Source organism: Actinomadura sp. WMMA1423 (genome assembly GCF_006547145.1).
In the GTDB taxonomy this organism is placed as follows: domain Bacteria; phylum Actinomycetota; class Actinomycetes; order Streptosporangiales; family Streptosporangiaceae; genus Spirillospora.
This window is the reverse complement of record NZ_CP041244.1, coordinates 8,858,047-8,871,421: the sequence shown is the minus strand read 5'-3', so window position 1 is coordinate 8,871,421 and position 13,375 is coordinate 8,858,047. Positions and strand designations below refer to the sequence as shown.

The following is a 13,375-nucleotide window of genomic DNA, read 5'->3' as shown; positions in this document are numbered from 1 at the left end:
CCTTCCGGTCAGCCGCGCACCAGGACGCGGGCGGCGTCCGCGACGGTGGAGGCGGTCGGAACCAGCGCGGCCTGGAGCGCGGGCGCGGCCGGCATGGGCACGTCCGGGGTGGCCACCCGCCGGACCGGAGCGCGCAGGGCGCGGCCGAGCCGCTCGGAGATGCCGGCGGCGATCTCGGCGCCGAAGCCGCCGGTCAGCACCGCCTCGTGGGCCACCACGACGCGCCCACCGCTGGCCGTCACGGCCTCGTCGATCGTCTCGGTGTCCAGCGGACTGAGCCAGCGGAGATCGACCACGGTGGCGTCGACGCCCTCGGCCGCGAGCAGGCCGGCCGCCTCCTCGGCCGCGTTCGCCATCGGGCCCCAGCTCACCAGCGCCACGTCGGTGCCGCGCCGCCGCACGGTGGCCCCGCCGATGGGCCCGGCGGTCGCGGTCACCTCGACCGGTCCCCTGACCTGGTAGAGACTCCGCGACTCGATGATCACTACCGGATCCGGGTCGGCGATCGCGGCGCGCAGCATCGCGTAGGCGTCCGCCGGGGTCGCCGGCAGACCGACCCGGAGGCCTGGGATGTGTGCGAGCAGCGCCTCGACGCTGCGGGAATGCTGAGCACACGAGCCCGGGGTGACACCCTGCTGGGTGCGGACGACGAGCGGCACGCCGGCCCGCCCCCGCGAGATGTAGCGCATGTTCGCCGCCTGGTTGACCAGCTGGTCCAGGGCGACGAACAGGAAGTCGGCCCACATGATCTCCACCACCGGGCGCATCCCCTCCAGAGCCGCTCCGACGGCCGAGCCGAGGATGGCGCTCTCCGAGATCGGGGTGTCGAAGACCCGGTCCTCACCGAAGTCCTTCTGCAGCTTGCGGGTCACTCCGAAGATGCCGCCCGCATGGCCGACGTCCTCGCCGTAGACCAGCAGTTCCGGCCGCGCGTCCAGCTCGGTGCGCAGCGCCTCGTTCACCGCTCGCCAGTACTGCCATTCGCGCCGCTCGACCACCTCCACCGCCGCGGGTGCGGCCGGGGCCGCGACCACGTGGTCCCGGCTCGTCGCCGGATCGGGCGCCGGCAGCGCGACCACCTCGCGGACGGCCGCGTCGAGCAACTCGTCGACGTCGCGCTCGCAGGACTCGAGCAGCGCCGCGGGGACACCGGCGTCGAGCAGCCGCCGGCGCAGCCGGGGCAGCGGGTCGAGCCCGCCCGACCGCTCCTTGTCCGCCGAGGTCCGGTAGTGCTCGATGTCGCGGTTGTAGTGGGCCATCAGCCGGACGGTCTTCGCCTCGATGATCGTCGGACCGTCGCCACGGCGGGCCCGGTCCGCCGCCTCGGCCACCGCGGCCTGGACCGCATCCGGGTCGTTGCCGTCGACGGTGACGCTCGGGATCTCGTAGCCGGCCGCGCGCTCGGCCAGATTCGCGACCCGCGCCGTCGCGGCGATCGGGGTCATCTCGGACCAGCCGTTGTTCTCGACCACGAACACGACGGGCAGGTTCCGGACCGCGGCGAAGTTGAAGCCCTCGTGAACGGCCCCCTGGTTGGTGGCGCCGTCCCCGATGCTCACCACGCAGACTCGGCCCGTGGCCAGCGACTGCGCCGCCAGGGCGACCCCGTCGGCGATCGGCACCCCCGCGCCGACGATCGAGTTCTCGCCGATGAACCCGCTCTCCGGCACCATGAAGTAGGGGCTGCCTGCACGGCCGCCGTTGACCCCGTCCGCGCGATGAGCGATCTCGGCGAGCACGTCACGGACGTCCAGGCCCCAGGCGAGCGCCCAGCCGTGGCCTCGATAGGTGGCCACCACCCGGTCGCCGTCGCGGAGCGCGGCGCGGGCACCGACCGGAATCGCCTCCTGGCCACCGCAGAAGTGCATCGACCCGGCGATGGTGTCGACGCCGAGGGCCAGACAGCGCTCCTCGAACCCCCGGATCAAGATCATGACGCGGTACGCGTCGATGCCGGTGCGCTCATACGAAGCGGTCGTGATGTCAGGCATGCGCTGCTGACCCCCTGCTGCTTGGCCGGTCGAACCCGTTGGTGCGGGCACGCTATCTCTAACTTTCAAATTCTGAAAGTGAAGTATCTTATTGTGATAGTCGCCGATCGGCTTCCTCGAGCGGATGCGCCGCGAGCGGCTGCACCTCGACCGACATCCACGGGAACAGGGGAAGCGAGGCGAGCAGCTCATGAAGTTCGGAGACCGACGCCGCCGCCCAGATCCCGATGTTCGACCTGCGTCCGGGCACCCGCCAGATCCGGATCAGGTGACCCGCGTCGCGGAGCTCGGTGCCACGTTTGCGCTCCCGGCCGCGCAGTTCCTCCGCCTCGGCGGCGGGCATCTCCCCCGGCAGCTCGATCTCGATCCTGACCAGGAACTCGCTCCGCGCCACCGTCACTCCAGCCCCAGCGCCGCCAGGCGGGCGCCGCTCGGTTGGAGGAGTTCGATCGTGCACCCGTCCGGGTCGTGGAGGTAACAGGCCCAGCCGCCCGCGTTGGCTCCCTCGGTGATCTCCACCGGCGGGTTGCGGAACCGCGTCCCCTGAGCCAGCATGCGCGCGTACCGCTCGTGGATGTCGGTCACGAGCAGTGCCAGGTGAGCGACGCCCACCTGGTTCGTCGGGAGTGAGGACGGGCACGCGCCGCGCGCCCCGACGTACTCGATCAGCTCCAGCATGTGCGTGGAGCAGGCCGGCGCGAGGCCCGGGATCTTCAGCTGCGCGACCTCGAGGACCGCGCCGTCGATCCCGACGAGCTTCTCGGTGTAGGCGTTCTCCTGCCGCTGCCGGTGCACCAACTCCAGGCCGAGCACGTCGGTGTACCAGGCCACGGAGCGGTCCAGGTCGCTCACCGTGAACGAGAAGTGCAGGACGTCGGCGATCATGGGATTTCACCGTTCCTCTGCGCCACCGCGCAGGTCGGGGACGAGGGACGAACTCAGGCGGAGAAGTCGAAGGACGCGAGCAGGCCGCCGTCCACCGTGACCGCGGATCCGTTGATCCCGCTGGCGGGCGGCGAGAGCAGGTAGTCGATCGTCGCGGCCACCTCTTCGGGGCTCAGGATGCGCCCGGACGGGTGCCGGCCCTCCTTCTGGGCGAGGAAGGCGGCCGGGTCCGGTGCGGCGTCCACGTGCCGGCGGAAGAACGGCGTGTCGATCGCCCCCGGGCAGACGCAGTTCGCCCGGATTCCCTGCCGGGCGTGGTCGACGGCGACGCAGCGAGTGAGCTGCAGCAGCGCCCCCTTGGAGGCGCAGTACGCGGCGAGCCCCTGCTCGGCGACGAGGGAGGCGGTGCTCGCCACGGTCACGATCGCGCCGCCGCCGTGCTCGATCATGCTCGGCAGACACGCGCGGACGGCACGGTAGGCGCCGACCACGTTGACCTCGAGCGTCTCGCGCAGGTCACCGGCATCGACGTCGAGCACGGTGCCCACCACCAGCCGGGCGGCGTTGACCACGAGCTTGTCCGGCGGACCTCCGAGCGCGTCGGCCGCGGCCAGCGCCTCCGTCCACGTCGCCTCCGCGACCACGTCCCCCACCACGGCGAGGGACTCGCCTGGCACCCGGTGCTCGGCACGGTCGACCGAGACCACCCGGACGCCGCGGGCGACCAGGGCCTTCACGGTGGCCGCGCCAACGCCGGAGGCGCCTCCGGTCACGATGGCGACACTCGAGCGATCCATGACACCTCAACTCATATTGTGAAAGTTGGTTTCGCAGTATTAGATCGAGTCGAGGCGTACTCGTCAACGGTGAGGGCCGACCGGCCCGGCGGAGCGGAGGTGCGCCGGGTAAGAATCAGGGGCTGGGAGCGGGCCTGGACTGCTCGACCGCGTACCCGTGCTTGCGGATCTCAGCCGGTCGCTTGCGCAGCGCGGTCTCGCTGCGCACCGTCGCCTTCGTGCGCCGGGACGGTTCGTGCGACTCGATGCAGACGTCCAGCGCGGCTGGGGCGGGATATGCGCGGGCAGCGACTTGCCCGACGCGCGGGTGCTCGTTGCCGCGCGGGTTCACAGTGGATCCGGCCCACCCGGACGTGGCCCATCCCCTCGATCGTCGCGAGGGCGACCACCTCGCCGTTCCGCCGGAGAGATCCCCGGTCTCCCCGGTCTCCTCGGCCGGCTCCCGGACGGCGGCGAGCGGCGCTCGGACGGGCCGACCACGGTGAGGCCGGCCGGTCCGGCGAAGCGGAGATGAACCAGGAAGGGATCAGGAACTGGAGGCGGACCTGCCGACCGCAAGGACCGCGTCGATCAGTTCGTCGCGGTGAGCGTTGAACCGGTCCAGAGGAGTCGAGACGGTCAGGCAGCCGTAGACGGTCGCCCCCTCCGTCACCGGCGCTGACACGCAGCCGACGCCCTCGGTGAACTCGCCCTCCTCGACCGCGTACCCGCGCCTGCGGATCTCGGCCAGTTGCTTGCGCAAGGCGGCCTCGGTGCGCACCGTCGCCTTGGTCAGCCGGGCCAGTTCGTGCGACTCGATGTAGGCGTCCAGCGCGGCTGGGTCGAGATGCGCGAGCATCAGCTTGCCCGACGCACGCGCGTGCTCGTTGCCGCGCAATTCGGAGTGGATCCGGCCCACCCGGACGGCGCTCGTCCCCTCGATCGTCGCGAGGGCGACCACCTCGCCGTCCCGCCAGCCGGAGAGATAGGCGGTCTCCCCGGTCTCCTCGGCCAGTTCCCGGACGGCGGCGAGCAGGCGCTCGGACGGGCCGATCTTGGAGTACGCCATCGACAGGGTCGCGATCTTGGGGCCGAGCCGGTAGCGCCGTGCCGAGTCCCGGGTGAGCATTCCCTCGGCGAGCAACGTGTTGACCAGGTGATAGGCGGTGGCCAGTGGGATGCCGGCCTCACGCGCCAGGTCCGCGACGGCGATCCCGTCCGAATCGGCGATCAGAAGCAGTAGCTGGGTCGCCTTGACCACCGAGCGAACGGTCTGGTGTGCGGGAACGGAGTTGTCCAGGGAGCTTCCGTCCTTGACGCCTTTCACCATCTAACACTCCGACTCAGAGGCTGAAAGCGATCGTACCCTAACCGGAATCATGCCATGCGCGCGGCCGGCTGTCGCGGCCCGAGAGGCGGGGCCGCCGGCCCGTGCTCGTCAGATGGTGATCCCGTGATGGACGCGCGGCCCCGGCGCTGGAACGCTCGCGCGCCATCATGAGCGAACGATCTGAATCAGGGAACCGTCCGGCCGGCGACCGCGGGGAGCTCCGCGTACTCCGTTCGGCGAACTTCGAGGGGGTGGCCCTCGCCCCCGGGAGGCATGCCGACCAGGTCGAGGAGGCCTGCGAGCTGCTCTTGGGGATCCCGGCCGACGCACTGCTCTGGCCGTTCAGGGTGCGCAAGGGGCTGGACGCGCCCGGGGTACCGCTGCGCGGCTGGTACGGCGAGGGCCTGTTCAACAATCTCGGGCAGTTCCTGACCGGGTACGCCCGGCTCCACGCCGCCACCGGGCGCCGCGAACTCGCCGACCGGGCCGCGTCCCTGCTGCGCGGATGGGCGGAGACCATCGACGAGGACGGCTTCTTCCTGAATTCATTGGGGGCCGGGGCGAAGGAGTACTCCTTCGACAAGCTCGTGTGCGGACTCCTCGACCTGCACGAGTATCTGGGCCTGGACGAGGCCCTGCCGCTGCTGCACCGGATCACCGTGTGGATGAGGCGCAACGGGGATCCGGCCCGGCCGTACGCATGGAGCGGCTTCGGGCCGCTGGAGTGGTACACCCTCCCGGAGTACCTGCTCCGTGCCTACGCGGTCACCGGCGATCCCCTGTACCGCGAAGTCGCCGAGAGCTACCGGTACGACGCGTTCTACGACGCGGTCCTCACAGGCGACCTCGACGAGGTGATGCGCCGGGCCGACGAGGCCGGGAACTTCTACCAGGCGCACAGCCACCTGAACACGCTGAACAGCGCGGCGGCGTTCTACGAGACCACCGGCGATCGCACCTACCTGGACGCCGCCGCCGCCGGCCACGACCTGATCCGCGGCACCCAGACCTTCGCCACCGGGATGTTCGGCCCCCTGGAGGCGCTGATGAAGCCGCGGCAGCTGATCGAGGTTCTCCACTCCGAGGTCGGCCATGCCGAGATCTCCTGCCCGTCCTGGGCCTTGATGCGGCTGGTCCGGCATCTCGTCGAGCTGACCGGCTCCGCCCGCTACGGCGACTGGATGGAGCTGAACGTCTACAACGGGATCGGGGCCGCGCCCCCGACGCGGGCCGACGGCCGGGCGGTGCAGTACTTCGCCGACTACGGCCACACCGGGGCCCGCAAGACCTGGGGTCTGGAGTGGACCTGCTGCTCGGCGACCAACCTGATCAGCATGGCCGAGTACGCGAACCAGATCTACTACCTCGGCACCGACGCCGTTCACACCTGCCTCTACCTGCCCTCGTCCGCCGAGTTCGACTTCGCCGGCGCCCGGCTCCGGCTCACCCAGAGCGGCGACTTCCCCGTCGGCGACGAGGTCGAGTTCGGCCTGGCCCTCGACCGCACCGCGCACGGCACGCTCGGCTTCCGGCTGCCCGAGTGGACGACCTCCGCGCCGGTGTTCACGCTGAACGGGGAGCCGGTGACCGCGGTGCCGCGCGACGGCTGGGGCACGATCGAGCGCGACTGGCGGGACGGCGACCGGCTGACCGTCCGGTTCCCGATGGGGTTGGACGTGCTCCCCGTGGAACCGGACGTCTCTGACAGCCCGGTCGCGTTGCGGTGGGGGCCGGTCGTGCTGGTCCAGCCCGAGGGCCCGGCGCCGGCCCCACTGTCCCGGACAGATCTGGCATCGGTCGTCGCGACGTTGCGCCGGACCCGCGCGGATCGCCTCTCGTTCGCCGGCGACACCACCGACGGTCGCACCGTCGTCCTGGTCCCCTATTCCGAGATGCCGCCGGAGGCGCCGTACGCGATGCACTTCGGCGACGAGGCGGACCGGATCCCCGTCGAGGGGCTGGCCTGTGCACCGGCGACCGCGTGGCAGCAGGTCGACGCCGAGGAGTACCTGCTCACCGAGCGGCGGCGCTACGCGGTGACCGAGGCGCCGGGCGCCTCCTTCGAAGTCGCGTTCGCCGGGACCGGCGTCGTCTGGACCGGGTACCGCTCACCGCGTGCGGGCTTCGCCGACGTCTTCGTCGACGGCGTCCCGGTCGGACGGGTCAGCCAGTTGGCCCGCTCCAGCCTTCAACCCTTCTGCTGGAGCCACCTCGGCCTCGCTCCCGGACCGCACCTGCTCCGGGTGGTGCTGTCCGCCGACCGACCGGAAGGCTCGCGTGGACAGGAGCTGAACGTCAAGCACATCCGGATCGTCCACTGACCCGCGCCGGCCGTTTTCATCACCATCTGACGCTCGACGCCGGAGGGCTGGGAGCGGGCCGGGTGCCGTTGTTACGGTCTCGCCCATGCCGACGCAGATCCCTCTCTCCTGTGGTGACCACTCCTTCCGGCTGCTCGAGCACGAGCACGCTCTCGCGCTGATCAAGATGCTGGGCATCGACCGGCTGGACCTGGCCGTGATGAGCAACGTCTCCCATGTCCGACCGGAGGCGGTCAGCGCCGACGTGCCGGGCTGGGCCGACCTCGTCCGCGCCCGGCTGGACGCCGCCGGCCTGGAACTCGCCGACGTCTTCGTGATCCCGGGCCCGGACTTCGCCACGCGGGCCCCGAATCATCCCGACCCCGCGGAGCAGGCCGCGTCCCGGGCGATGTTCTCCGCGACGCTCGACCTGGCCGACCGGCTCGGGGCACCCGGGATGACGATGCTGCCGGGGCTCGCCTGGGAGGACCGTGAGGCCGACCTCGCCCGCTCCGCCAAGGAGCTGCAATGGCGCGCCGAGGCAGCCCGGGAACGCGGACTGCGGTTCTCGATCGAGCCCCACCTGGAGTCGATCGCGGACACCCCCGCACGCGCCCTCGCCCTGCTCGAGCAGGCACCGGACCTGGAGCTGACCCTCGACTACAGCCACTTCGTCGCCCAGGGCATCGATCCAGAGGAGGTCCACCCGCTCATCCCGCGCACCCGCCATCTGCACGCCCGCGGCAGCCGGCCGGGAAAGGGCCAGTGCGGGCTGCGGGAGAACACCATCGACTATCGCGACCTGGTTGGCCGGCTGCAGCGGTCCGGCTACGGCGGCCATATCGCCGTCGAGTACGTCTGGACGCTGTGGGCGGAGATGAACAGGTGCGACAACCTCTCCGAGACGGTGCTGCTGCGGGACGCCCTCCGCGCATGGCTGGCGGACGAGGACTGGAGCTACCCTGACCACGCCGCCTGACGGCCGGGCGGCTCAGCGCGTGCCACGCCCGCGTACCAGCGGAAGGTAGACCTCGTCGACGATCTCGACCAGCACCGAATCCGGCGCGGTCGGCACGCCGCGGGTGACGAACTCGTTGCGCAGCATCACCACGGGGAGCGTCGCCACCCGGGGGTGCAGTGCCTCCGGCGGCGCCTCTCCGCGCGCGACCGCACGGCCGAGCACGGTCAGCCAGAGCGAGGCCGCGTAGTCGGCGGACTCGTCCTGCAACCGGCCGAGCAGCGCCGGGGCACCACCGGCCGCGGCCATCAGGTCGCGCAGCACCCCGCCCAGCGGCGAACTCCAGTGCTCGTTCGCGCCGCGAAGCAGGGCCAGCACGTCGCCGCGCAGTGACCCGGTGTCATCGGGAACGACCTGCCTGGTCAACTGGCCGTAGGCGGCGATGGCGAGCTCCAGGCGACCCGCCCAGCGGCGGTAGATCGCGTTCTTGTTGGTCCGCGCCCGGGCGGCCACCCGGTCCATGGTCAGCCGGGCGTAGCCGTTCTCGACGAGCTCGTCGGCGGCGGCCCGGAGGATCGCCTCTTCCAGCACCGCACCCCGGCGGCGGGTGGCTCGCAGCTGCGAAGAAGTCGTGTCCGGCATCGCCTCGACCACCCCCCTCGGACTGCGGTGCGCCTGATCTGATGCGACCCTACCAGGCACTTCCCACAATTAAGGTACGCCGTCGTACTCTATTCGCCCACGGTGGAGGGGGATCACGCCGGCGCCACGGTCGCAGACCGCGTCGGCGAGGGGCACGGCGAGCGATCCCGACCGGGCTGGGCTTCAACTCCCGGTCACGCGCCGGGCGGCCTCCACGTGCCGTTGTCGAAGGCCTTTCCTTCCGGATAGGAGACCAACTCGAACTGCATGCCCCACGGGGCCAGGAAATACACCCACCGCTGCCCTTCACTCGGACCGCGGCTCGAAGTCGGCTCTCCCAAGACCGTGACACCCCGGGAGCGGAGGTAATCAACCGCCTCGTCCAGATCATCGACATAGAGGGCCACGTGATGACCCGCGACGTCACTGTTTCGCGGTGATTCGAGACTCTGGTCGGGGGCTTCGTACTGAAAGACCTCGAATACCGCCTGTCCGCCGCACCGGAAGAACTTGAGTTCACGCATGACCGCACGCGGATGAACATTCAGACGGGTCGACATCCAGTCGTCCTCATGGGCGAACGGCCCCACTGAGTACATGAACTCACAGCCCAGCACATCCACGAGAAACCTGCTTGCCGCCTCCAGATCGGGAACGGTGAACCCGACGTGGTCCAGCTGCCTCAGTCCAGGCAGACCACGGTGTTCCATGAGACCTCCTCGGTCGCCGTCTCATCGGCCGGCCGGTGCCGCCCATGCACCTGTTCCGCCATCGCCTGCGCTCGATCGATCAGGACACGATTCGCAGCGGGTGCTCGAGGATCTCGACGAACGTCCGCATCCACGCCGCCGCGAGTGCGCCGTCGACCGGGCGGTGGTCAGCAGAGAGGACGAACCTCAGCATGCTGCGCACCTTGGGCCTCCCCTTCACCGCGACCACCTCGTCACGGACGGCGCCAACCGCGAGGATCGCCGCATGGGGCGGGTTGATGATGGCGGAGAACTCCTCGGTTCCGTACATGCCGAGATTGCTGACGCTGAAGCTTCCGCCTTCGAGCTCGTCCTGGCGCAGCTTTCCGTCGTTGGCCCGCTGGACGAAATCTCGAACCGCTGCCGCGATCCCGGTGAGAGGCATCGATTCGACACCGCGCAGCACCGGGGTGACCAGTCCGCGGTCGCCGGCGATGGCCACGGCGATGTCGACGCGATGGTATTGCCGCACCGACTCCTCGGCCCATGTCACGTTCATTCCCGGGTGCAGCACGTGGGCGGCAGCCGCGGCCTTCAACACCAGGTCGTTGAACGACACCTTCACGGGTGAGGACGCATTGATCTCCGCGCGCATCCTGACCAGCCGATCGACCCGGGCACTACCACGGACATAGAAATGCGGGATCGTCTGTTTGCTCTGGGTCAGGCGATTCGCGACCGCGCGTCGCAGCCTGGTGTGCTCGACGAGATCGTAGGTCGCCTCGCTCGACGTGCGGCGCTGTGCGGGATCGAGAACATCCGCTCCCCGCCGCCCCCCGAGGTCTTGCCCGGCGCCTGAGGCGGTCGGGCGCATCTCGGCTGTGGCCGGCGGCCGGTCGGCGCGCCTCTCAAGCGCGGCATCGACGTCTCGTCTGCGGATCCGCCCGTTGGGTCCGGTGCCGGTGAGGGTCGTGACATCGAGTCCTGCCTCCTTGGCGAGCCTGCGTGCCAGCGGGCTTGCGAAGACACGACTGGTGGGACCGCCTTGGCCAGGGCGAGCCCCGACTGCCGTGTCCGAGCCGGGGCTGCCGAGCCGTTCGGCCCTGCCATCGGCCGCTCGAGGCTCCCCGTCTTCCACCTCCACCACGACGGAGCCGGAGGCCTCTTCGGACCCGGCGGCAGCGGTGGGGGCCAGTTCGGAGAGGATGGCGTCGATGTCTCCGACGGATTCACCCACCTCCGCGAGGAGTGCGATCGCTTGACCGACAGGGACGGTCATGCCCGGGGCCGCGAGGATGCGCAGGAGGGTGCCTGCCGCTTCCGCTTCGATCTCGACCACGGCCTTGTCCGTCTCGATCGTGGCGAGCGTGTCCTCGGCCGCGAAGGCGTCCCCCTCCGCGATCTCCCAAGCCTCCAGGAACGCCTCGGTGGCGTCAGCCGTGACGCCGGGCATGCGCAGCAGGTGTGCCACGGTCACTTCCCCTCGATCTCGGTGAGCTTGGCCGCGACTTCCTCTGCCTTGGCGAATGAGGCTCGTTCGAGCACCTTGCTGATGCTGGGCGATGCCTCGCTGCCGGTCACGCGCTCGATCGGCGCGTCCAGCCAGTCGAAGAACCGCCGTTGGATCTCGTCGGCGAGCCAACCGCCGTAGGAGGTTCCACTGGCGCCCTGTTCGACGATCAGTACGTTGCCGGTCTTCCTGATGCTTTTCTCGATGGTGTCCCAGTCGATGCTGGCTCGGTCCAGCCAACGAAGGTCGATCACTTCGGCGTCCACGCCCACCTGGTCGACCGCCTCGATGGTGTACTCCGTCATGACGAGGTAGGTGAGGATGGTCAGCGCCGCCCCTTCGCGTCTGACCGCGGCCTTGCCCACGGGGAGGCAGAAGTCCAGGTCGTCGGACGGGACGGTCTCGGTGCGGTTGTACAGGTCGACGTGTTCCAAGACGAGGACCGGGTCGTTGCACCGCATTGCGCTGTTGAACAGGCCGATGTAGTCGACCGCGTTCGAGGGAGCGACGATGCGCCAGCCGGGAGAAGTGGCGACGATGCCGGCCGGGTCCATGGAGTGCTGCGACCCGTATCCGGCGCCCATCGCGACCTTGGTTCGAAGCACCAGGGGCACGTTGTCGTCGCCCCCGAACATATGCCGTACCTTGCCGATCTGGTTGAACAACTGATCCGCCGCCACCCACATGAAGTCCGCGTACATGAACTCCACCACCGGCTTGTAACGGCCGTCCACAGCCACGCCTCCGGCGAGGCCGACGAAGGCGTTCTCACATATGGGCGTGCCGAGAACCCGGCCGGGGAACTCGTCCTTCAGCCCCTTGGTCGCCCCATCGGTCCCGCCCCTGAGGCGGTGAACGTCCTCGCCCAGCACGACGACGGATCCGTCGGTCGACATGCGCCGGCCCATCACCGAAGCTATGGCGTCGACGAACCTGCCCTCCTCGGTCCCACCGCTGAACTCTCCTGCGAGCACCCGGGCGCCGTCGAACTCGCTGAGGTCGCCGCGCACGCCGACGTCCACGAAGGCGGGATCCGGCCACTCTCCCGGCTTGATGCGGCGCTCTCCCGGCTTCCCGCCGGGGAGAGGCTCGAAGATCACCGAACCGATCTCATCCATGAGGGCGTCGGCGGCCTTGACGAAGCCGTCGAGGTCCGCCTGCCGGGCCAGGCCCCGGCGAAGGATGTGCTTCGCTACGAGCGCGATGGGATCGCGGGCACGCCACTCCTTCTCTTCGGCCTTGGTCCGGTAACCGAACGCAGAGCCCGGGAAAGGGCCGTTCTGGTGAAAGTAGCGGTAGACGTCCGCCTCGATGATGGCGGGGCCGTGGCCCTCACGCATGTACCGCACGGCCTGCGCCATCGCCAGGTAGGTGGCGAGCGGGTCCATGCCGTCGACTCTCCAGCTGGCGATGCCGAACCCGGGCCCCCGTGCGGACAAGCGTGCTTCGCCGGTCGCTTCGCGCACGTTCGTGGCCACGGCGTACTGGTTGTTCTCGATGAAGAAGCAGATCGGCAGCTTCCAAGCCGCGGCGAGGTTGAAGGTCTCCAGCGTGGAGCCGATGTTCACCGCCCCGTCCCCGAAGTAGGTCACCGCGACACGGTCGGTCCCGGCCTGCTTGTGCGCCCACGCAGATCCGGCAGCTGGAGGGACACCGCCGCCGACGATCGCGTTGGTGCCGATCGCCCCGGCCTCCTTCCACTGCAGATGCATCGATCCACCGCGTCCGTGGGAGAAGCCACGGTCCAGGCCGCTGATCTCGGCCAGCCCGCGGAGCAGGAGAGCCTCGACATCCTCAGGGAACGCGCCGCTCAGGGGGAGCCCCTTCGGGGCGACGTGCTGCAGTGCCTTTGCCAGGAACTGGTGGTGGCCACGGTGTGATCCGTTGACGGTGTCACCGGCGCCCAGAGCGAGCACCGACCCGACCGCGCCACCCTCCTGACCGATGCTGGAGTGCGCCGGGCCGTGGATCAGTCCGGCACGCGCGAGTTCGAGGACGCGCTCCTCGAACGACCGGATCACCTGGAGCTGGGTGTACATCCCCAACAGCGTCTCGGGCGGCGCCTCGTCCCAGTCGGCCTCAGTCGCGACGATCTCGACCCATGGCGCTGCCACCTCGAGCCGACGTACTTCAGGCATCGCTCCTCCTCGTGCTGGACCTCAAGCAGACTTCCGAGAAGTGGATCCCATATCAACTTTTTCGTCAGATCATGAACCTGATCCAGGGCATAGTGGATCCAATAGAGGTAACGTCGCACCGTGATCTGGTGGCCGCCAGAGCTTCGCAGGTGCGGC

Annotated in this window: 12 protein-coding genes; 2 read left to right on the top strand and 10 right to left on the bottom strand. The window is 69.9% G+C overall.

Annotation, left to right across the window (positions count from 1 at the left end):
- Positions 1 to 8: 8 nt before the first annotated feature.
- From FKD65_RS40920 to FKD65_RS40895, 6 genes are all read right to left on the bottom strand, one after another.
- Positions 9 to 1,991, bottom strand: a complete 1,983-nt coding sequence (locus FKD65_RS40920) for a thiamine pyrophosphate-dependent enzyme (protein ID WP_141585082.1) — start codon at positions 1,989 to 1,991, stop codon at positions 9 to 11.
- A gap of 88 nt (positions 1,992 to 2,079) precedes the next feature.
- Positions 2,080 to 2,385, bottom strand: a complete 306-nt coding sequence (locus FKD65_RS40915) for a muconolactone Delta-isomerase family protein (RefSeq protein ID WP_205718451.1) — start codon at positions 2,383 to 2,385, stop codon at positions 2,080 to 2,082.
- Positions 2,386 to 2,387: 2 nt separating this feature from the next.
- Positions 2,388 to 2,876 carry a VOC family protein gene (locus FKD65_RS40910; protein ID WP_141585080.1) on the bottom strand — a complete coding sequence of 163 codons (489 nt, stop codon included), beginning with the start codon at positions 2,874 to 2,876 and terminating at the stop codon, positions 2,388 to 2,390.
- 53 nt (positions 2,877 to 2,929) lie between these two features.
- Complete coding sequence (locus tag FKD65_RS40905; RefSeq protein WP_141585078.1) at positions 2,930 to 3,673, bottom strand: SDR family NAD(P)-dependent oxidoreductase; 744 nt, start codon at positions 3,671 to 3,673, stop codon at positions 2,930 to 2,932.
- Between the two features lie 115 nt (positions 3,674 to 3,788).
- The gene (locus tag FKD65_RS40900) at positions 3,789 to 4,004 is read right to left on the bottom strand and encodes a hypothetical protein (protein WP_141585075.1); all 216 of its coding nucleotides are present in this window, start codon (positions 4,002 to 4,004) and stop codon (positions 3,789 to 3,791) included.
- Positions 4,005 to 4,199: 195 nt separating this feature from the next.
- Positions 4,200 to 4,982 carry an IclR family transcriptional regulator gene (locus FKD65_RS40895; RefSeq protein WP_141585073.1) on the bottom strand — a complete coding sequence of 261 codons (783 nt, stop codon included), beginning with the start codon at positions 4,980 to 4,982 and terminating at the stop codon, positions 4,200 to 4,202.
- Between the two features lie 167 nt (positions 4,983 to 5,149).
- Here FKD65_RS40895 and FKD65_RS40890 point away from each other — a divergent pair, with 167 nt between their 5' ends.
- Positions 5,150 to 7,303 (top strand): beta-L-arabinofuranosidase domain-containing protein, encoded by a 2,154-nt coding sequence (locus FKD65_RS40890; RefSeq protein ID WP_141585071.1) that lies wholly within the window; start codon positions 5,150 to 5,152, stop codon positions 7,301 to 7,303.
- Between the two features lie 85 nt (positions 7,304 to 7,388).
- Entirely contained in the window at positions 7,389 to 8,261 is an 873-nt protein-coding gene (locus tag FKD65_RS40885) for a sugar phosphate isomerase/epimerase (protein ID WP_141585069.1), read from the top strand.
- A gap of 12 nt (positions 8,262 to 8,273) precedes the next feature.
- On the opposite strand, the gene FKD65_RS40880 is transcribed toward FKD65_RS40885, so the two are convergent.
- The 4 genes from FKD65_RS40880 to FKD65_RS40865 all read right to left on the bottom strand — a co-directional run bounded on the left by FKD65_RS40880 (position 8,274) and on the right by FKD65_RS40865 (position 13,102).
- On the bottom strand, positions 8,274 to 8,882 hold the full coding sequence (locus tag FKD65_RS40880) for a TetR/AcrR family transcriptional regulator (RefSeq protein WP_141585067.1): 609 nt from the start codon (positions 8,880 to 8,882) through the stop codon (positions 8,274 to 8,276).
- Positions 8,883 to 9,076: 194 nt separating this feature from the next.
- A complete protein-coding gene (locus FKD65_RS40875) occupies positions 9,077 to 9,592 on the bottom strand; it encodes a VOC family protein (RefSeq protein ID WP_141585065.1) in 516 nt (171 codons plus the stop codon).
- Positions 9,593 to 9,671: 79 nt separating this feature from the next.
- Positions 9,672 to 11,042, bottom strand: coding sequence for a dihydrolipoamide acetyltransferase family protein (locus tag FKD65_RS40870; protein WP_141585062.1), 1,371 nt, complete (start codon positions 11,040 to 11,042; stop codon positions 9,672 to 9,674).
- Between the two features lie 2 nt (positions 11,043 to 11,044).
- Positions 11,045 to 13,102: a thiamine pyrophosphate-dependent enzyme gene (locus FKD65_RS40865; protein ID WP_205718450.1), complete on the bottom strand. Its 2,058-nt coding sequence runs from the start codon at positions 13,100 to 13,102 to the stop codon at positions 11,045 to 11,047.
- Positions 13,103 to 13,375 lie beyond the last annotated feature (273 nt).